Here is a 19,229-nt window from a genome sequence, read left to right on the forward strand (position 1 = left end):
GGTTTTCGTCGTTGTGGATTTGAGGTTATCCCTTGGCCTTCGACTTCGCTCAGGCGGAACGGAGCGGAGGAATAAGCCACACACCCTGACATCCGTTCAGCCTGAGCGAAGTCGAAGGCCACGCCGAAGCGCTACCGAATCGCCCCGCGCTCCAGTCGGAACTTCAACAGATAGTTGCGCTGCAGGAACAGCTGATTGTCGTCCGACACCAGCCACAGGATCGTCGCCCCCGCTTCCTGCGTCACCGCCACCCCTTCGAAATTGTCGTGGATCAGCGGCGAATCGAGTTCCGCGAGCAACTGCCCCTGCGCCACCCGCCCCGGCGCGATCTGTGCGGCGGGGACCAGCATGATGCGATTTGAGAAGCGGAAGGGCAGCCGGAAGCGCCGCTCGACGACCACCAGCGATCCGTCGGGCAGCGCGGCCGCATCGGCGACGTCATGGTGCGGCGATACACGATATGCGAAGCGCCGGGCATGGCCGTTTAGCGGATCACCCGGGAAGATCAGCGCCTGACGGCTGTTGCGCCGCGATTCGTCGCTGCCGCGCCAGGCCTTGCGGCGAACCCGGCCCTCTTCTGAAATAGTAACGAATCGGCCATCGGGCATCCGTGCCAGCGATTCGGCACCGCCATTGGGCGGCCAGTCCTTCATGTCGCGTGGCGCGACACGCCCCTCGGCGCGGGCGAAATCCGGCGCATAACGCCAGATCTGGTTGTAACCCTCGAACCCCACCCAGAGTTGGCCCGTCTTCGGATCGACCGCCAGCGATTCGCTGTCGCGGTCTTCCTTCTGCCATCCCGTGCCGGGCCCCGCGGGCAGGTTGGAAAAGCGCAGATCGTGCGGCTGCCAGTCCGCCCCCATGCGAAAGCGGATGATGTTGCCGCCGTCGCTCAACAGCAGGAACTGGTCCCCCGTCACGGTCAGCGAGGAATAGCCACCGAAAGCAGGCAGGCGGCTCGTCAGCGCGATACCGCCCAGATAGGTCAGCGCCCCGACCCGCCGCCGCGACGGATCGCGAGGGTCCAGGTCGACCCGCTGCACATCCATCTGCGGCTTACCCGCGAACAGCGCCAGCCGCTGTTCACCCGTCCATCCCGGCACCAGGGCCAATATCAGCAGACGGGAGAGCAGAATGCGCATGATGCCTCATACGCATTGCGGCGCAGCACGACACCCCTTTCGCTGCCCCCCTGCTGCCCTGCCCGGACGCGTCGCTGCCTGAACGGCGGATAACGGGGACATTCAGGAAGCGCTCAACGCGAATCGGCCAGAAGCAGTGCAACGACGACGGACGGGACCGTCGATCGACACGAGTTTCGGGAGTGAGACCATGATGAAGACCCTGACCCTGGCGGCGACCGCAATGGCGATGATCGGTGGCGCCGTGCTGCCCGCGACCGCCGCGGATGCGCACCGCTATCGCCGGGCCCATCATTCGGATCGCTATTATCGCGGCTATAACGACGGCGCCCGCGCCGAGTATCAGGCGAGCAAGTGCCGCCGCTCGGGCACGACCGGCACCATCGTCGGTGCGGTGGCGGGCGGTTTGCTGGGCCGGACCATCGACACCGATGGCGACCGCACGTTGGGCACGCTGATCGGTGGCGGTGCCGGTGCGCTGGCGGGCCGCGCGATCGAGCGGTCGGGCCGTCCGGGCTATTGCCGCTAAACAGTTAGGGCGGGCGGAGCCTGTATCTGCCCCACCCGCCCCAGTTTTCTCGCGTAGCGTATCGAGGACGGAACGCCGATCTCCCTACCGGAGGTCGGCGTTTTTGCCTTCAAACGCATTCCTCCCCTGCGAGGGGAGGAATGCAGGCGCTCCGCCTCAATACATATGCTGACCGCCGTTGATCGACAGGGTCGAGCCGGTGACGAAGCCCGCCTCGTCCGAGCAGAGAAAGGCGACGCCGCGCGCGATCTCATGCGCCTGGCCCAGGCGGCCGACCGGGATCTTGGCGACGATCTTCTCCAGCACGTCGGCGGGAACCGCGGCGACCATGTCGGTGTCGATATAGCCCGGCGCGATCGCGTTCACGGTCACGCCGACGCGTGCGCCTTCCTGCGCCAGCGCCTTGGTGAAGCCATGGATGCCCGACTTGGCGGCGGCATAGTTGACCTGGCCATATTGACCCGCCTGGCCGTTGATGGAGCCGATATTGACGATCCGGCCCCATTTGCGCTCGCGCATGCCGGGGAACACTGCCTTGGCCATGTTGAAGCAACCGCCCAGATTGGTGTCCATGACCTCTTTCCACATCTGGTAGGTCATCTTGAGCAGCGTGCCGTCACGGGTGATGCCCGCATTGTTGACGACGATATCGACCGGGCCCAGTTCCTCGGCGACCTGGGCGACACCCGCCTGCACGGCGTCATAATCGGCGACGTCCCATTTATACGCCTTGATCCCGGTGCGCTCCGAGAACTCGCGCGCACGCTCGTCATTGCCCGCATAATTGGCGGCGACGGTCACGCCCGCCTCCTTCAGGGCCAGGCTGATCGCCTCGCCGATACCGCGCGTACCACCCGTCACAATCGCGACCCGTGCCATTCAACCTCTCCCAAATTTCGATTGTGGCTTAAAAGGGGCATGCGCCCTCTGCAATGGCGAACACCGGGTGCAACGTAATATTACGCTACGGCAACCAGCCCTGAAGCTCGCGTTCGATCAATCCGCGCAGCATCGCGATACCGACATCACTGTCGTTAAGGCATGGGAGATAGGCGAAATGGGTTCCGCCCGCGCCCTCGAAACTTTCGCGCCCGCGAATCGCCAGTTCTTCCAGCGTCTCGATACAGTCCGCCGAAAAGCCGGGTGCGAGGATCGCGACCTTGCGGATGCCGCGTCCCGGCAGCGCTTCGAGTACCGTGTCGGTCGCGGGCTCCAGCCATTTGGCGCGGCCGAATCGCGACTGGAACGCGACCAGCAGTTCGCGGCCGTTCAGCGTATCCTTCATCGCCTCGGCCAGCAGCCGCGCGGTCTTGCGGCAATGGCAGTGATAGGGATCGCCCAGTTCCAGCGTCCGTTGCGGCATTCCGTGGAAGCTGGCGACCACCGCCTCCGGCTCGAAATCCAGCGAGGCGAGCTGCGCCTCCAATCGGGTCTTGAGCGCATCGATATAGAGCGCATCGTCATAATAGGGCGGCAGGGTGCGGATCGCGGGTTGCCAGCGCAGCGTGGCCAGATGCGCGAAGGCCCGGTCATTGGCGGTGGCGGTCGTCGCCGCGCAATATTGCGGATAGAGCGGGGCGAGCAGGATGCGTTCGCACCCCGCCGCCTTCATCGCCTTCACCTGGTCGGCGATGGCGGGACGACCATAGCGCATCGCCCAGTCGACCATGACGCCCGGCCCGAACGCGTCCTTCAGCGCCACCGCCTGCGCCCGCGTGATCGCGGCCAGCGGCGAGCCATCGTCGCGCCACACCAGCGAATAGGCATGGGCGGACTTTTTCGGCCGGGTATTCAGGATGATCCCGCGCAGGATCGGCTGCCACAGCAGCGCCGGAATCTCGATGACCCGGCGATCCGACAGGAACTCGCGGAGATAGCGCTTCACCGACTTCGGATCGGGCGCATCGGGGGTTCCCAGATTCATCAACAGCACGCCGATCTTCGGGCGCGGGACGGGGGGATGGTCGGGCGGCAGCATCAGGCGGACAACTCCATCGGCAGGCTTCGTATCCGTGGGAAGCCGGGCAGGGTGGCGAGCGCATTGGCGATGGCGGGCGCGACCGGCGGCGCGGCCAGCTCGCTCACCCCGCCGGGCGCTTCGTCGGAGGAAAGCAGTTCGACCGTGATGTCGGGCGTGTCGGCGAGGCGCGGCAGGTTCAGCGCGCCCAGCCGCGACGGTACGGCCCATCCCCGCTCGAACCCGACCGTGCCGCCGCGCAAGGCAGCCAGACCGAAGATCAGCCCGCCCTCGACCTGCTGACGCACGATATCGGGGTTCACCACCCGGCCGCAGTCGATGGCGGCGACCAGCCGGTCGACCACCGGGCGGCCATTCCCGTCCCGGTGCGTCTCCGCCATCACCGCGACATAGCTGCCACGAAAACCGTGCGCGGCGACGCCCTGCCCGCTGCCTGGCCCGCCACCTTCCCAGCCGCCCAGCGAGGCGGCGGTCGACAGACAGCGCGCTAGCCGGGGCTCCTGCCCCAGCATCGCGATCCGCCACGCCAGTGGATCGGCCCCCGCCGCCCGGGCGCATTCGTCGATGAAGGACTCGGTGATGAAGCAGTTGGCGACATGCGCGCCGCCGCGCACATGGCCGGTCGGCACGGCTAGGGCCGCATCGTGATGATGCACCGCCAGCGCCGGGATCGCATAGGGCGGCACCGCGCCACCCATCGCATAGGCATCGCCCCGCCCCGGCCCGCGCATCCCCCAGCGGACCAGCCCGGCGGGCATCACCCGCTCCGCCAGCGCCCGCCCGGTCGAGGGCGTCGCGACTCGGCCGCGCCAGCCGACCAGCTTGCCCCGCTCCAGCCGCGCGGTCATCCGGGCGATGGCGGGCGCGCGCCAGGCGTCGCGGCGCAGATCCTCGGTGCGCGACCATTGGACGTTGACCGGCCGCTTCAGCTTCGCCGCGATCATCGCCGCCTGTGCGACCGCATCCTGCTCCAGCCCCTGGCCGAAGCCGCCGCCGATCGGCATGGCATGGACGATCACCCGATCCTCGGGAATGGCCGCCGCCCGCGCCGCGACCTTGCGCGCCGCCTCGGGGGCCTGGGTCGGCACCCATAGTTCCAGCCCGCCATCCTGCCACGCCGCCACTGCGGCGCGCGGCTCGATCGCGGCATGGACGCCGGTGCCGATCCGGTAACGCGCCTCGATCAGCCCCGGTCCCTCCAGCGCCGCCGCGACATCGCCGCGCGTCAGGACGCTATGGCCTTCTTCCTTGAGCGCGGCCTCCAGTCCTTGGGTGATGGCCTGCGAGGTCGGCACCGCCCCGTCGCTGACCGCACGAGGCGCCGCCGCATCGAGGCCCTTTTGCGCAATCCACCAGCTGCTGGCGGCGACCGCGACCCAATCCTCGCCCTCGATCACCTCGACGACGCCGGGCACCTTCATCGCCGCCGTGCGGTCGATGCGGATCGTGCGCGTCCGGCCCAGCGGTGCATGGCGAAGCGCGACATGCACCATGTCGGGCAGGCGGATATCGGTGGTGAAATTGGCCGAGCCATCGAGTTTGGCGGGCGAATCGAGCCGGGGCACGTCCTTCCCCGCCAGCTTGCCCGCGCCGCCGCTGCCCAGCGGGAGGGGATGGGGCACCGTCTCGCCCGCCGCCGCCTCGGCCAGTTCGGCGAAGCGCAGCCGCTGGTCGCCATGGACGATGAAACCGTCCCTGGCCTCGCAATCGCTCCAGTCGACGCCCCAGCGCCGCGCCGCCGCCTGCGCCATCAGCGCACGCGCGGTCGCGGCGGCGGCGCGCGCGGGCCCCTCGAACATGCGCAGCGAGCTGGACCCGGCGGTCAACATCACCCGGTCGCGCCGCAGCCACTCGTCGCGCATCCCCTCCGGCAGGCGGCCGAACGCACCCTCGAACAGCGAATCGACGCCGACCGGATTGGCGTAGAGCGGACCGGGCGGCGCAGGCTCGACCGCGACGGTGCGCCAGTCCGCGCCCAACTCGTCGGCGACCACCTGCGCCAACGTGGTCGCGATCCCCTGGCCATGCTCGGCCTGCGGCACCGCGACCGTGACGATCCCGTCGCGCCCGATCTTCAACCACGCGCCGAACGCCTGCTCGCCCGGTTCGGTCGTCAGGCTCGGCGGATAGGCGCGCGGCCACAAGCCCCAGGCGACGACCAAACCGGCGCCGAGCCCCCCGCCGACCAAGATATTGCGCCTGTTGTACTCCATCGCGGCCGAGCCTTAGCGGACAAGGGCGTGCAGGCAAGCGGGGGGGATTCACTGTCTCAGAGCGAGGCGGTCGATTGTTCGCGCGAAGCCGCGAAGATTTTGGTTCGCGCGGAGACGCGGAGACGCGGAGGGAATTGGGGGCACGGGTTTTCCTGCCGCCTCGATCGGCAGACCGCGCCGCTCATTACAGAAGGACTGGCCTTGCGGCCGGGCCGAACACCTCCGCGTCTCCGCGTCTCCGCGCGAATCCCTTCTTCTTCGCGGCTTCGCGTGAGCCCTAATTTCCACCGGTCGCAGCGTGGCCTTCGACTGCGCTCAGGCTGAACAGAGGTGGGAAATGATTCTGATACAAGAGCCCGTTCCGCCTGAGCGAAGTCGAAGGCCACGCCCCACCCCGCCCCCATACAGGACGGCACCGAACCCATGTCTTGGTGTTGTCCCACGACCGCTCTATGAAGCGGACCAGAAAGGGAAACGCATTTGATCCTCTCCATGCTTGCCGCCACTGGGCTCGCGGCCGCCAGCGGCCATATCCGGTTCGAGGATCTGGGGTTGCACCCGGATGTGTTCTCGATCGGCTTCTTCACGCTGCGCTGGTACAGCCTGGCCTATATCACCGGCATCCTGTTCGGTTGGTGGTATCTGGGCAAGATGCTCGACCGGCCCGGCGCGCCGATGTCGCGGGCGCATGCCGACGATCTGGTCTTCTATGCCACGCTGGGCATCATCCTGGGCGGGCGGATCGGTTATGTGATCTTCTACGCGCCCGAGATGTTCCTCCACCCGCTGCATATCGTGCGGCTGTGGGACGGCGGCATGAGCTTCCATGGCGGCGCGGCGGGCACCGGGATCGGCGTCATCCTGTTCGCGCGCAAGCACAAGCTCAGCTGGCTGCGCATCCTGGACTATCTGGTCTGCGCCGCGCCGGTCGGACTGTTCCTGGGCCGCCTCGCCAATTTCGTGAATGGCGAATTGTGGGGCAAGCCGTCGGACGCCCCCTGGGCGATCATCTTCCCGCGCACCGTGCCCTTCGGCCTGCCGGACCCTGCCCGCCATCCCAGCCAGCTTTACGAGGCCGGGCTGGAGGGTCTGGTCCTGTTCGCCGTGATGAGCTTTGCCTTCTGGCGCACCAAGGCACGTTACGAGCCGGGCAAGCTGTCGGGCCTGTTCCTGCTCGGCTATGGCATTGCACGCTTCATCGTCGAATTCTTCCGCGAACCCGACCAGCAACTGCGCGCCTTTGCCCAGATGACCGGGCTGCACATGGGCCAGTGGCTCTGCGTACCGATGATCCTGGGCGGGCTGTACCTGATGAACACCGCCAAGGCGCGCCGCGTCCGGGTCGAGCCGATCGCGGGCCCCGACAGCGTTTCCTGATCCCCTTGCGGCGAAGGAATGGGATCGGCAGAGCGGGTTCATGACGAACCCGCTGATCCCCCCCGCCGATCACAAGCCGGAGCCCGAGGACGCGCTGCCCGAACGGTTGGCGCGCGCCATCGCGCTGGCCGGGCCGATCCCGGTGGCGCAGTTCATGGCCGCGGCCAATGCGCATTATTACGGCACGCGCGATCCGCTCGGCGCGGGCGGCGACTTCACCACCAGCCCCGAGATCAGCCAGATGTTCGGCGAACTGGTCGGCCTGTGGTGCGCCGACCTGTGGGACCGGGCGGGGCGGCCGGAGGCATATTGGGTCGAGCTGGGGCCGGGGCGCGGAACCCTCGCCGCCGATGCCCGGCGCGCCATGGCCAAGGCGGGCTTCACGCCCGGCATCCATTTCGTCGAGACCAGCGCCACCCTGCGCACCGCGCAGGGTGAGCGCGTGGCCGATGCGCAATGGCACGACTCGGTCAAGACGCTGCCGACCGACCGACCGCTGATCGTCGTCGCCAACGAGTTCTTCGACGCGCTGCCCATCCGCCAGCTCGTCCGTCGCGGCGAGGGCTGGCACGAGCGGCTGGTCGCGGCGCAGGACCTGCTCTTCCTGCCGATCGCGGGTCCCCCGGTGCCGGGCGAGATCATCCCCGAGCCGCTGCGTGAGGCTGAGGCCGGATCGGTGATCGAGGTTTCCCCCGCCAGCGTCGCGGTGATGCGCACGCTATCGGCGCGGATCGCCGCGCAGGGTGGCGCGGCGTTGATCGTCGACTATGGCTATGAAGGCCCCGCCATCGCCGACACGCTGCAGGCGGTGCGCGGCCATGCCTATGCCAACCCGTTCGACCGGCCCGGCGAGCAGGATCTGAGCGCGCATGTCGACTTCACGACACTGGCCGCCGCGGCGCAAGGCACGGGCCTTGCCGCCTTCGGTCCGGTGACGCAGCGCGACCTGCTGGGCGCACTCGGCATCGACCAGCGGACGGCCAGCCTCGCCCGCGCGCATCCCGACCGGGCCGACGCGCTGCTCGCCGATCGCAACCGGTTGATGCAGGACATGGGCACGCTGTTCCGCGCGCTGGCAGTCACCCGGCCCGACTGGCCGGTGCCTGCGGGCTATGGCGAATGATCGCCTATCGGGACGCCATGCCCGGCGATGGCGAGGCGCTGGCCGCGATGGCGCGCGCCGCCTTCACCGACACCTTCGGCCATCTCTATCCGCCCGCCGACCTGAACGCCTTTCTGAATGAAGCCTTCGGCCCCGAAGGCCTGCCTGCCCAAATCGGCCATGCCGACTTCACCATCCGGCTGGCAACCGAGGATGATGCGATCATCGGCTTCGCCAAGATCGGCCCCGTGGGTTTTCCCGGCGACTGGCCAGACGATGCGGTCGAACTCTATCAGCTCTATGTCGCCTCCAGCCATCTGGGCGCGGGCGTCGGCCCCGTCCTGATGGACTGGGCCATCGCCACGGCGCGGGCGCGCGGGGCGGGCGAGTTGATCCTGTCGGTCTATGTCGACAACCACCGGGCCAAGGCCTTTTATGCCCGCTACGGCTTTGTCGATATCGGGCGCTACGACTTTCCCGTGGGCGGGACGATCGACGAGGACCGGATCATGAGGCTGTCGCTATGACCATCGAAACCCTTCGCACGCCCCTGTTGGAGCCTATCGTGCACGGCTTTCTCGGACGGCGCGGCGGCGTGTCGGCAGGGATCCATGGCGGCCTGAATGTCGGGCTGGGTTCGGAGGACGATGCAGATTCGGTCGCCGAAAATCGCCGTCGCGCGCGCGATGCGGTGCTGCCCGGTTCGCGGCTGATCACCTGCTACCAGATTCACTCGGCAGAGGCGGTGACGCTGCTGTCTCCGCCCGAAGACGATGTCCGCCCGCATGGCGATGCGCTGGTGACGGACCGACCGGGCCTGCTGCTCGGCATCCTGACCGCCGATTGCGCGCCGGTGCTGTTCGCCGATCCGCAAGCGGGCGTCGTCGGCGCGGCCCATGCCGGGTGGAAGGGCGCGCTGGGCGGGATCACCGATGCGACCTTGCTCGCGATGGAGGCGCTGGGCGCCCGGCGTGAGCGGATCGCCGCCGCCATCGGCCCGTGCATCGCCCGCGCCAGCTATGAAGTCGACGCCGCCTTCCTACGCCGCTTCGCGGAGGCCGAACCCGAGAATGAGCGCTTCTTCGCCGATGGCACCCGCGCGGATCATTACCAGTTCGACCTGGAAGCCTATGTCGTCCACCGCCTGGCCGCCGCAGGTGTCGCGCGCGTCGCGGCGCTGGGTGAGGACACCTATGCGCAGGAGGACCGCTTCTTCAGCTTCCGCCGCGCGACGCACCGCAACGAACCCTCTTACGGCCGCCAGATTTCGCTGATCGGCCTCGCCTGAGCCTCGCCAAAGCCATTCGCCGCGTTATCCTGGGGACATGGCCGCCGACAGAGCGGCATCCGTTCCCGAGGAGACCGACATGCCGACCGAATCCGATTTGACCGGCGTCCCGCCGCAAGACCCGAACACGGCCGCCAAGAGCGATGTGACCAGCATCGGCGACCGCAAGCTGAAGCCGTCCACGCTGATGATGGGTCATGGCTTCGACCCGGTGCTGTCCGAAGGCTCGCTGAAGCCGCCGATTTTCCTGACCTCGACCTTCGTCTTCCCCAATGCGGCGGCGGGCAAGCGGCATTTCGAGGGTGTCACCGGCAAGCGGCCGGGCGGTGCCGACGGCCTGGTCTATTCGCGCTTCAACGGACCCAACCAGGAAATCCTGGAGGACCGCCTCGCCATCTGGGACGAGGCGGAGGATGCCCTCACCTTCTCCAGCGGCATGGCGGCGATCGCCACCCTGTTCCTGTCGATGGTCCAGCCGGGCGACGTGATCGTCCATTCCGGCCCGCTCTATGCCGCGACCGAGACGCTGATCGGGCGCATCCTGGGCCGGTTCGGTGTCCAGTGGCTCGACTTCCCCGCGGGCGCGACGCGCGAGGAGATCGACGCGGTGCTGACCAAGGCGGCGGGCATGGGCCGCGTGCCGATGATCTATCTCGAAAGCCCCGCCAACCCGACCAACGCGCTGGTCGATATCGAGGCGGTGGCGGCCGCACGCGATGCGGTCTTTGCCGACACGGCCGAAAAGCCGCCGATCGCGATCGACAACACGTTCCTCGGCCCGCTCTGGCAGCGTCCGCTCAAGCACGGGGCCGATCTGGTCGTCTATTCGCTCACCAAATATGCGGGCGGCCATTCGGATCTGGTCGCGGGCGGCGTGCTGGGGTCGAAGGCGCACATCGCCACCATCCGTTCGATGCGCAACACCATCGGCACCATCTGCGACCCCAATACCGCCTGGATGCTTCTGCGTTCGCTGGAGACGCTGGAGCTGCGCATGAGCCGCGCGGGCGAGAATGCGGCCAAGGTCTGCGCCTTCCTGCGTGATCATCCCAAGGTCGAGCGGGTCGGCTATCTCGGCTTTCTGGAAAGCACGCCGGGGATGGAGCGGCAGGCAGACATTTACCGCCGCCACTGCACCGGCGGCGGATCGACCTTCTCGCTATATCTGAAGGGCGGCGAGGCGGAATCCTTCCGCTTCCTCGACGCGCTTCGCATTGCCAAGCTGGCGGTCAGCTTGGGCGGGACCGAGACGCTGGCCAGCCACCCCGCCGCCATGACGCACCTTTCGGTGCCCGACGAGCGCAAGGCGGCCTTGGGCATCACCGACAATCTGGTGCGCATCTCGATCGGGGTCGAGGATGCCGATGACCTGATCGCCGATTGCGAACAGGCGCTCGCTGCGATCTGATCGTTCAGGCGGCGGCGAGCGCGGTATAGAGCCGCGCCGTCAGCCGCCCCAGCGTCGCGCGGAAAAGCGAAGTATCGTTCAGCGCGCGGGACAGCACGACCGCGCCCTGGATGCCGCTGACCACATCCTGCGCCAGCGTGGCGGCATGATCCTCCGCCACGCCGCCGCGCGCCAAGAGCGTCTGGAGCGCGGCGATCCAGCGCCGGAAATAGCCCGCGATCGAATCGGCAAAGGGATCACGCGTCGCGCCCAGTCCCCAGGCCCCGATCAGGCAGGCCCGCTGCCCTGAGCGGAAATAACGGTCGACCTCGACCATCATCGCATCGATCCCGGCGCGCGGATCGTCAGCCTGCTCCAGCGGCGTGAAGATCACGGCATCGAACCAGCCAGCGACATCGGCGAGCACGGCCGCCGCCATCTCCTGCTTCCCGCCGGGGAAGAAGTGGTAGAGGCTCCCCCGCCCCAGCCCGGTCGCGGTGCCGATCAGCGACAGGCTGGCACCCGCATAGCCATATTCGCGAAACACCTCGGCCAGCCCCGGCAGTGCGTCGGCGCGCTCGGCGATCATCCGCGCCATGGTCAGAGGCCCAATTCGCTCAAGCCGGGATGATCCGCCGGGCGGGTACCGAGCGGCCAGTGGAACAACCGAGCCTCCTCGCTGATCGCCAGATCGTTGATCGACGCGATCCGCCGCCGCATCCGGCCGTCCTCGGCAAAGTCCCAATTCTCATTGCCATAGGATCGGAACCACTGCCCCTGCGCGTCATGCCATTCATAGGCGAAGCGCACCGCGATCCGGCTGTCCTGATGCGCCCAGATTTCCTTGATGAGCCGATAATCCTGCTCGCGTTCCCATTTGTCCCGGAGGAAGGCGACGATCGCGTCGTGCCCCGCCAGGAACCGATCGCGGTTTCGCCAGGGGCAGTCGGGCGTATAGGCCAGCGCGACCCGTTGGGGATCGCGGCTGTTCCAGGCATCTTCGGCCGCGCGCACCTTTTGCATGGCGGTTTCGGTGGTGAATGGTGGCAGGGGCTGGCGCATATTCACGTCCCTTCTCGACCAAAAAGATCAGTCTTTATCGATTGGTACAATTGGAAAGCGGCCGAGGCAAGCGCCATGGTCATTGGGATGCCAGCAAATAATTGAGCCAGGGCGTCGCGCAGGTCCATCGACACTCCGCGACCCATACCCCTGAGTTCGCAGTGGAAAAACCACCGGGCCCGATTCTGGTACCATAGCAGTTACACAAGGACCTTAAGGGTTCGTTTCCACTCCAGCGCTTAGTGTAAAATGATGCTCACGGCTCATCAGATCGACCTTGTCCAGGACAGCTTCGCTGCGGTCCTTCCCCTGACGGACCAGGCGGCTGCCGAATTCTATCGCCGACTTTTCGCGCTGGCGCCCGACACCCGTCCCCTGTTCGGGAACGACATGGAGGCGCAGGGACGCAAGCTGTTCCTGACATTGGCAACGGTCGTCGATGCGCTCGACCGGCTCGATACGGTCGTTCCGGTGGCGCGTGAATTGGCGATTCGGCATGTCGGCTATGGGGCCAAGCCCCATCATTATGAGGCGGTCGGATCGGCGCTGATCGAAACGCTGCGTGTCGGGCTGGGCGGCGGTTTCGACCGCGATACCGAGGCTGCGTGGGGCGCGGCCTATGCCATTCTGTCCGAGACGATGTTGGCGGCTGCGCGCCAGACACCGCACTGATGGCACAACAGGCGTCGCCCGTCGCGCCGAGCCTGGATGCGCACCTGAGTGATATCGCGGACCGCCTGATCGATATTGCGGGCTGCGTCGCATCGGAAGCGGAAGCCGCGACCGCCAGCGTCCGGGGCATGGGCGATCAGGCCGAGCGTGTGGCGTCACTCGCCGCAAGTCTGGAGGCCGCGGCGGGCGTCATGGCTGGAGCCGTCAAGCAACAGGCCGAAGCCCTGGCACTGGCGCGCGAATCGCTCTCCGCCAACAAGCCGGTCGTGGATACGCTGGACCAGTCGATTGGTCGCGTTGCCTCGATCAGCGCCGCCATCGCCACCATCGCACAGGAAAGCCGAATCCTCAGCCTGAATGCCCGGATCGAAGCCGCTCGGGCCGAATCGGGAGCCAGCGCCTTTACCGTTGTCGCAACGGAAATGTCGGTGCTGGCGACCCGGACCAAGACGGCCACCGACGATATCGGGGCCAGCGCGCTGGCCATTGCGCATGATATCGGCGCGGCAGGAGACATGGTGGCGGCCTATGAGATGCTGGTCAGCGAGCAGGACGAACTGCTGACCCGTTCGCTCGATCACGCCGCCGAGCAAAGCGATGCGGCACAGGAATTGGCGACGATCACCGCCGAGGCGGTCGGGACCATCGATCAGGCGGCCTCTGCGATCGGACGGGTTGGTGCCCATGCCGTGGCCGTCAAGGTTCTGGCCCGTCAGCTTTCTCGCCTGAGCCGTCGCGGCGATCACAAGGCCGAGGGATAACCCCTCACCTATTTGAGCAGCGAGCAGCCGCTCTCATTACCGCGCCGTTCTTCCTTATCCCAGATAACGAAAAGGCCCGGCGTCGCATCGCTGCAACGCCGGGCCTCAACGCCCGAAAAGGGAGGCTTATTCAGCCGAGGGGGATCAGCCCTCGTTCTGCAGGTTGACCGCTGCGTACTTGCCGCGACGATCGACCTCGATCTCGAACTGCAGGCGATCGCCTTCGTTCAGCGAGCCCATGCCGGCGCGCTCGACGGCCGAGATGTGCACGAACGCGTCGGGCTGTCCGTCGTCGCGCTGAATGAAGCCGAAGCCCTTCATCGCGTTGAAGAACTTGACCGTACCGGTCGCCTTCTCGCCGGTCAGCTGACGCTGCGGAGCGCCGCCGAAACCACCGGCCGCACCGCCGCGGGGACCGCGATCACGGTCGCCGCCGAAACCGCCTTCGCGCGGCTCGCGGGGGGCACGATCCTGGACCGGCATCGGCTCGCCTTCGATCTTCAGTTCGGTGGCCGAGATGCGGCCGCCGCGATCGACGAGGGTGAAGCCGAGCGGCTGGCCTTCGGCCAGGCCGGTCAGGCCCGCCTGCTCGACGGCCGAGATGTGAACGAACACGTCTTCGCCGCCGTCATCGCGCACGACGAAGCCGAAGCCCTTCTGCGCGTTGAAGAACTTGACGACGCCCGTGCCTTCGCCAACGACCTGGGGGGGCATACCGCCACCGCCGCCACGACCGCCGCCGAAGCCGCCACCGCCGCCGCCACGGAAACCACCGCCGCCGCCGCCGAAGCCGCCGCGATCACCGCCGCCGAAGCCGCCACGATCGCCACCACCGCCGAAGCGGTCGCCGCCACCGAAACCGCCGCCGAAGCCGCCGCCACCGAAGCGGTCACCGCCGCCGAAGCCGCCGCCAAAGCCGCCTTCATCGCCGCCGCCGAAATTGTCCCGCTTGTCGCGGCCACGCGAGCCGCGATTGCCCCGGCTACCTCTATCGAAACTCATAAGCCCTGTTCGTCTTCCCGGTTCGCCCGCAAATCCTGTCCTCAAGAACCGTGCGCCGGACGAAGAGCGCGGATCTTTTGGCGCCAAACCTTTTGCGCCTAGTGGGGATGCATAACGCAGAAGGACAGCCATCGCGAACGAAATCGTGCGAACCAGTCTCGCTTTGGCGCGAACGAGGCAGATTACGTCGGAATTGTGGCCGAAACTCCACAACATCTTCTTGCGAATCGGCGAATCACCGGCCGGCCCCTGCGAGCCTCTGTCGCGACCGCCTTTTCTCCGTCGCCCCGCCCGATCGCGGTTGAGGCTTGGCCCCGCCGCCGCTAGGGCATTCAGAATGACCGTTCACCTGCACGAAGAAGACATTCCCGCCGATCTGTTCGCCCCCGGCGCCTCGATCGCCGTCGATACCGAGACGATGGGCCTCATCACGCCGCGCGACCGGCTGTGCGTCGTCCAGCTGTCGGACGGCGGCCCCGACGAGCATCTCGTCCGCTTCGCGCCCGACAGCGACTATGCCGCGCCGAACCTCCGCGCGCTACTCGCCGATCCGGCGCGGCTGAAGCTCTATCATTTCGGGCGGTTCGATATCGCCGCGATCCGCCATTATCTGGGTGTCGTAGCCGCGCCCGTCTATTGCACCAAGATCGCCTCGCGGCTGATCCGCACCTATACCGACCGCCACGGCCTGAAGGAGCTGGTCCGCGAGTTGCTCGGGGTCGAGCTGTCCAAGGCGCAGCAATCGTCGGACTGGGGCGCGCCCGAGCTGTCCGACGCCCAGCGCGAATATGCCGCGTCGGACGTGCGCTATTTGCACCGGATGAAGGTGGAACTCGACAAAAGGCTGGAGCGCGAAGGCCGGATGGAACTGGCCCAGGCCTGTTTCGATTTTCTGCCTGCACGCGCCGAGCTGGATCTGGCGGGCTGGCCCGAGGTCGATATCTTCGCCCACGCCTGAATCATTGACGCCTGATCCGGGCACGATAGGGAGCCGTCATGTCCGAGATCGCCGACCGCGTCCGTACCCAGCGCCAGCATTGGGCCGCACCGGGCAGCCGTCACGACCGTTTCGTGACGCTGGCGCGCTGGATGCTGCCCAGCGCGATCGGCGTGCTGACGGCGTTCCTGGTAATGGCGCCGATCTATTCGTCCAGCGAAGTGTCCTTCGTCCTCGACAAGAAGAAGGTCGAGGTCGCGCGCGAGCGGATGAAGATCCAGGCGGCGGAGTATCGCGGCGTCGACGACAAGGGGCAGCCCTTCTCGCTCGACGCGGGCTCGGCGATCCAGCGCAGCTCGGCCGAGCCGGTGGTGCAGCTCAACAAGCTGTCCGCCGCCATCCGCCTGTCGGACGGGCCCGCCACGGTCAGCGCCAATTCGGGCCGCTATGACATGCGCACCGAACAGGTGCAGCTGGACGGGCCGCTCGATTTCAAATCGGCGGGCGGATATGATCTGCGCACGCATGACGCGACCATCGACCTGCAACAGCGGACTTTGGTGTCGGGCGGCGCCGTGACCGGCCAAGTGCCGCAGGGCAATTTCAGCGCGAACAAGATGCGGGCGGACCTGGAAAATCGTTCCGTCCGGCTGGAAGGCAACGCCCGCTTGCGCATCGTCCCGTAAAGCCCGAAATAGCCGCCATGCACAAGCTCTTCGCCGCTGCGGCTCCGGCCCTTCTCGTCCTGGCAGTGTCCGCGGCCGCGCAGGTCAAGCACAACAGCCGCGCGCCCGTCGATTTCGGTGCCGACGTCATCGAGTTGCAGGACAAGCAGAACCGCGCCGTCCTGTCGGGCAACGTCTCGCTGCGCCAGGCGGAGATGACGCTGACGGCGGCGCGGATGACGGTATTCTATACCGGCCAGGTGCTGGGCGGAAAGCCGCAGGTGTCGCGCTTCGACGCTTCGGGCGGGGTCGTCGTCAAGCGGCCGGACCAGACGGCGCGCAGCAACTATGCGATCTATGACCTCAACCGGCGGGTCATCACCATGCTGGGCAATGTCACGCTGACCCAGGGTGGCAATACGGTGAATGGCGGACGGCTGACGCTGAACCTCGACACCGGCCGCGCGGTGATCGACGGGTCGTCGGTATCGGGCGGCGCGTCGTCGGGCAATGGCGGCACCGTCAACCGCGCGCCGTCGGGCCGGGTCACGGGCACCTTCTCGGTCCCCGATCGCAACTGAGGCGTGACGCGGGTGCCATGCCCGCGCTAACGTTCGATCAGCTAAGGAAAGAAACGGGCCGATGGACATGGAAACCCCGATTCGCGAGGCAAGTCATCGCAACGCCCCCGTGTCGGAGCCGCCGGTCGCCAATGGCCTGCAGGTCGTGTCGATCGCCAAGAGCTATGACAAGCGCGTCGTCCTGACCGACGTGTCGGTGTCGGTCGGGCGTGGCGAAGTGATCGGGCTGCTCGGCCCCAATGGCGCGGGCAAGACGACCTGCTTCTATTCGGTCATGGGCCTGGTGAAGCCCGATTCGGGCCGCATCATGCTGGACGGCGAGGATATCACCGGGCTGCCCATGTATCGCCGCGCCATTCTGGGTCTGGGCTATCTGCCGCAGGAAACCTCGATCTTCCGGGGCCTCTCGATCGAGAAGAATATCCTGACCGTGCTCGAACTGGCCGAGCCCGACCCGGCCGAGCGCGCGCGCAAGCTCGACAAGCTGCTCGAGGAATTCGGCCTCACCCGCCTGCGCGCGGCGCCCGCCATGGCGCTGTCGGGTGGCGAGCGCCGCCGTGCCGAGATCGCCCGCGCACTGGCCGCCGATCCGTCGATCATGCTGCTCGACGAGCCGTTCGCAGGGATCGACCCCATCTCGATCGCCGACATCCGCGATCTGGTGAAGGACCTGAAACGGCGCGACATCGGTGTGCTGATCACCGACCATAATGTCCGCGAGACGCTGGACATCGTCGACCGCGCCTACATCATCTATGACGGGCGCGTGCTGTTCAGCGGATCGCCGGAGGAACTGGTCGCCGACGCCAATGTCCGCCGCCTGTATCTGGGCGAGGGCTTTTCGCTCTGATCGCATGAGGACCGGCATTCCCTCTATTCCTCCCCTTGCAGGGGAGGTGGCAGGGCGAAGCCCTGACGGAGGGGTGTCCCGCCATCGAGAGGGCGACACATCCTCCGGATGGTGCCCAGCGGCAGGAATGGCCATATGAGCCTCGCCCCGCGTCTCGACATCCGCCAGTCGCAATCGCTGGTGATGACGCCGCAGCTTCAGCAGGCGATCAAGCTGCTGACGCTGTCGAATCTGGAGGTCGAGGCGTTCATCGCCGAGGAGGTGGAGAAGAATCCCCTGCTCGACGCCGGCGCGGTGCGCGAAGTGGCGACACCCGAACGCCCCGAGCGCGAGGCGCCCGCCGGGGCCGACGAACTGGTCGCCGGGACGGCGCCCTCCGAAGACCGGGGCCTCGACCTGGATTACGCGACCGAGAGCCATCAGCAGGACAGCGTCGTCGATGGCGGCACCGGGCCGGACGGCGGCCTATCGCTCAACGGCACGAGCGGCAGCGGCGGACTGGGTGGCGAGGACGGGCCGGACTGGGACTCGCTGCCCGACGATGCGCCCAATCTGGCCGAGCATCTGGAGGCGCAGATTGCGCTGATCCTGTCCGGTACCGACCTGACCATCGCTGCGCATATCATCGACCAGCTGGACGAGGCGGGTTATCTGACCGTGCCGCTGGACGAGATCGCCGGGCGGTTGGGCATCCCCCTCCCCCGCATCGAGTCGGTGTTGAAGGTGGTTCAGGGGCTGGACCCGACTGGTGTCGGGGCGCGCGATCTGGCCGAATGCCTGGCGCTACAGGCCAAGGAGGTCGACCGCTACGACCCGTGCATGGCCAAGCTGATCGCCAATCTCGACCTGCTGGCGCGCGGCGAACTGGTTCGGCTGAAGCGCCTCTGCGGCGTCGACGACGAGGACATGGCGGACATGATCCGCGAGCTGCGCGGCTATGATCCGAAGCCGGGCTGCCGTTACGGCGGCGAGCCGTGCCAGGCGGTGGTGCCCGACCTGTTCGTCACCCGGACCAAGAATGGCTGGGGCATCGAGCTGAACACCGCCACCCTGCCCCGCGTGCTGGTCAACCGCCGCTATTATCAGGAACTGCGCCACGGCCCGCAGGACAAGGGGTCCAAGGCATGGCTGGCCGATTGCCTGGCCAGCGCCAACTGGCTGATGAAGGCACTCGACCAGCGGCAGCGGACGATCATCCGCGTCGCGACCGAGATCGTGAAGCAGCAGGAGGCGTTCTTCCTCCACGGCGTCGCGCATCTGAAGCCGCTGACGCTCGCCCGCGTCGCCGAGGCGATCGGGATGCATGAATCGACCGTCAGCCGCGTGACCAGCAACAAATATCTCAGCTGCGCGCGCGGGCTGTTCGAGCTGAAATTCTTCTTCACCAGCGGTATCGCGGCGGCGGATGGCGGCGACGCCGTATCGGCGGAGGCGGTGAAGAGCGCGATCAAGACGCTGATCGCGAACGAGGGTGCCAAGATCCTGTCGGACGACACGCTGGTCGAGCTGCTCCAGGCCAAGGGTTTCGACATCGCCCGGCGCACGGTCGCCAAATATCGCGAGTCGCTGGGCATCGGCAGCTCGGTCCAGCGTCGCCGCGCCCGCGCTTTGGCGGGGTGACATCGCCTGCCGCTTGAACACCGCGCCAAGTGTATTACATCAAGAATACACAAGATTGCGAGG

General features: G+C 67.2%; 20 protein-coding genes. 13 read left to right on the plus strand and 7 right to left on the minus strand.

Annotation, left to right across the window (positions count from 1 at the left end):
- Nucleotides 1-131: 131 nt before the first annotated feature.
- Nucleotides 132-1,142, minus strand: a complete 1,011-nt coding sequence (locus ASF14_RS04300) for an esterase-like activity of phytase family protein (RefSeq protein ID WP_056432161.1) — start codon at nucleotides 1,140-1,142, stop codon at nucleotides 132-134.
- Between the two features lie 190 nt (nucleotides 1,143-1,332).
- Between ASF14_RS04300 and ASF14_RS04305 the strand changes: the two genes are divergently transcribed.
- Nucleotides 1,333-1,671 carry a glycine zipper 2TM domain-containing protein gene (locus ASF14_RS04305; protein WP_056432164.1) on the plus strand — a complete coding sequence of 113 codons (339 nt, stop codon included), beginning with the start codon at nucleotides 1,333-1,335 and terminating at the stop codon, nucleotides 1,669-1,671.
- 156 nt (nucleotides 1,672-1,827) lie between these two features.
- Here ASF14_RS04305 and phbB read toward each other — a convergent pair whose 3' ends face one another.
- The 3 genes from phbB to ASF14_RS04320 form a co-directional block, all read right to left on the minus strand.
- Nucleotides 1,828-2,550 carry an acetoacetyl-CoA reductase gene (gene phbB / locus ASF14_RS04310; RefSeq protein WP_056432167.1) on the minus strand — a complete coding sequence of 241 codons (723 nt, stop codon included), beginning with the start codon at nucleotides 2,548-2,550 and terminating at the stop codon, nucleotides 1,828-1,830.
- Nucleotides 2,551-2,635: 85 nt separating this feature from the next.
- Nucleotides 2,636-3,649, minus strand: a complete 1,014-nt coding sequence (gene hemH / locus ASF14_RS04315; RefSeq protein ID WP_056432171.1) for a ferrochelatase — start codon at nucleotides 3,647-3,649, stop codon at nucleotides 2,636-2,638.
- Nucleotides 3,649-5,862, minus strand: coding sequence for a xanthine dehydrogenase family protein molybdopterin-binding subunit (locus ASF14_RS04320; protein WP_056432173.1), 2,214 nt, complete (start codon nucleotides 5,860-5,862; stop codon nucleotides 3,649-3,651). The genes hemH and ASF14_RS04320 overlap by 1 nt, the downstream gene beginning before the upstream one ends.
- 492 nt (nucleotides 5,863-6,354) lie before the next feature.
- Here ASF14_RS04320 and lgt point away from each other — a divergent pair, with 492 nt between their 5' ends.
- The 5 genes from lgt (at nucleotide 6,355) to ASF14_RS04345 (ending at nucleotide 11,037) form a co-directional block, all read left to right on the plus strand.
- Nucleotides 6,355-7,239, plus strand: coding sequence for a prolipoprotein diacylglyceryl transferase (lgt, locus tag ASF14_RS04325; protein WP_156361042.1), 885 nt, complete (start codon nucleotides 6,355-6,357; stop codon nucleotides 7,237-7,239).
- 40 nt (nucleotides 7,240-7,279) lie between these two features.
- Nucleotides 7,280-8,362, plus strand: coding sequence for a class I SAM-dependent methyltransferase (locus ASF14_RS04330; protein ID WP_056432181.1), 1,083 nt, complete (start codon nucleotides 7,280-7,282; stop codon nucleotides 8,360-8,362).
- On the plus strand, nucleotides 8,359-8,868 hold the full coding sequence (locus ASF14_RS04335) for a GNAT family N-acetyltransferase (protein WP_056432183.1): 510 nt from the start codon (nucleotides 8,359-8,361) through the stop codon (nucleotides 8,866-8,868). Before ASF14_RS04330 ends, ASF14_RS04335 begins: the two co-directional genes overlap by 4 nt.
- Entirely contained in the window at nucleotides 8,865-9,629 is a 765-nt protein-coding gene (gene pgeF / locus ASF14_RS04340) for a peptidoglycan editing factor PgeF (RefSeq protein ID WP_056432186.1), read from the plus strand. The genes ASF14_RS04335 and pgeF overlap by 4 nt, the downstream gene beginning before the upstream one ends.
- Before the next feature lie 79 nt (nucleotides 9,630-9,708).
- On the plus strand, nucleotides 9,709-11,037 hold the full coding sequence (locus ASF14_RS04345; RefSeq protein WP_056432492.1) for a cystathionine gamma-synthase family protein: 1,329 nt from the start codon (nucleotides 9,709-9,711) through the stop codon (nucleotides 11,035-11,037).
- Nucleotides 11,038-11,041: 4 nt separating this feature from the next.
- On the opposite strand, the gene ASF14_RS04350 is transcribed toward ASF14_RS04345, so the two are convergent.
- Both ASF14_RS04350 and ASF14_RS04355 read right to left on the minus strand, forming a co-directional pair.
- Complete coding sequence (locus tag ASF14_RS04350) at nucleotides 11,042-11,614, minus strand: TetR/AcrR family transcriptional regulator (protein WP_056432189.1); 573 nt, start codon at nucleotides 11,612-11,614, stop codon at nucleotides 11,042-11,044.
- Nucleotides 11,615-11,616: 2 nt separating this feature from the next.
- Nucleotides 11,617-12,078: a nuclear transport factor 2 family protein gene (locus tag ASF14_RS04355; protein WP_056432192.1), complete on the minus strand. Its 462-nt coding sequence runs from the start codon at nucleotides 12,076-12,078 to the stop codon at nucleotides 11,617-11,619.
- 249 nt (nucleotides 12,079-12,327) lie between these two features.
- On the opposite strand from ASF14_RS04355, the gene ASF14_RS04360 reads away from it, so the two are divergent.
- Entirely contained in the window at nucleotides 12,328-12,750 is a 423-nt protein-coding gene (locus tag ASF14_RS04360; protein WP_201780537.1) for a globin family protein, read from the plus strand.
- The gene (locus tag ASF14_RS04365; protein WP_056432194.1) at nucleotides 12,750-13,511 is read left to right on the plus strand and encodes a methyl-accepting chemotaxis protein; all 762 of its coding nucleotides are present in this window, start codon (nucleotides 12,750-12,752) and stop codon (nucleotides 13,509-13,511) included. Before ASF14_RS04360 ends, ASF14_RS04365 begins: the two co-directional genes overlap by 1 nt.
- Nucleotides 13,512-13,655: 144 nt before the next feature.
- Here ASF14_RS04365 and ASF14_RS22470 read toward each other — a convergent pair whose 3' ends face one another.
- Nucleotides 13,656-14,513, minus strand: a complete 858-nt coding sequence (locus ASF14_RS22470; protein ID WP_056432196.1) for a cold-shock protein — start codon at nucleotides 14,511-14,513, stop codon at nucleotides 13,656-13,658.
- A 337-nt stretch (nucleotides 14,514-14,850) separates the two neighbouring features.
- Between ASF14_RS22470 and ASF14_RS04375 the strand changes: the two genes are divergently transcribed.
- The 5 genes from ASF14_RS04375 (at nucleotide 14,851) to rpoN (ending at nucleotide 19,166) form a co-directional block, all read left to right on the plus strand.
- A complete protein-coding gene (locus ASF14_RS04375) occupies nucleotides 14,851-15,471 on the plus strand; it encodes a ribonuclease D (RefSeq protein ID WP_042487278.1) in 621 nt (206 codons plus the stop codon).
- A 38-nt stretch (nucleotides 15,472-15,509) separates the two neighbouring features.
- A complete protein-coding gene (gene lptC, locus ASF14_RS04380; RefSeq protein WP_056432199.1) occupies nucleotides 15,510-16,136 on the plus strand; it encodes an LPS export ABC transporter periplasmic protein LptC in 627 nt (208 codons plus the stop codon).
- A 17-nt stretch (nucleotides 16,137-16,153) separates the two neighbouring features.
- The gene (locus tag ASF14_RS04385) at nucleotides 16,154-16,696 is read left to right on the plus strand and encodes an LptA/OstA family protein (RefSeq protein ID WP_056432203.1); all 543 of its coding nucleotides are present in this window, start codon (nucleotides 16,154-16,156) and stop codon (nucleotides 16,694-16,696) included.
- Between the two features lie 67 nt (nucleotides 16,697-16,763).
- The gene (gene lptB / locus ASF14_RS04390) at nucleotides 16,764-17,546 is read left to right on the plus strand and encodes an LPS export ABC transporter ATP-binding protein (protein WP_380772688.1); all 783 of its coding nucleotides are present in this window, start codon (nucleotides 16,764-16,766) and stop codon (nucleotides 17,544-17,546) included.
- A 135-nt stretch (nucleotides 17,547-17,681) separates the two neighbouring features.
- Complete coding sequence (gene rpoN / locus ASF14_RS04395) at nucleotides 17,682-19,166, plus strand: RNA polymerase factor sigma-54 (protein WP_056432206.1); 1,485 nt, start codon at nucleotides 17,682-17,684, stop codon at nucleotides 19,164-19,166.
- Nucleotides 19,167-19,229 lie beyond the last annotated feature (63 nt).

The organism is Sphingomonas sp. Leaf257, assembly GCF_001422185.1.
GTDB classification, from domain to species: Bacteria; Pseudomonadota; Alphaproteobacteria; order Sphingomonadales; family Sphingomonadaceae; genus Sphingomonas; species Sphingomonas yabuuchiae.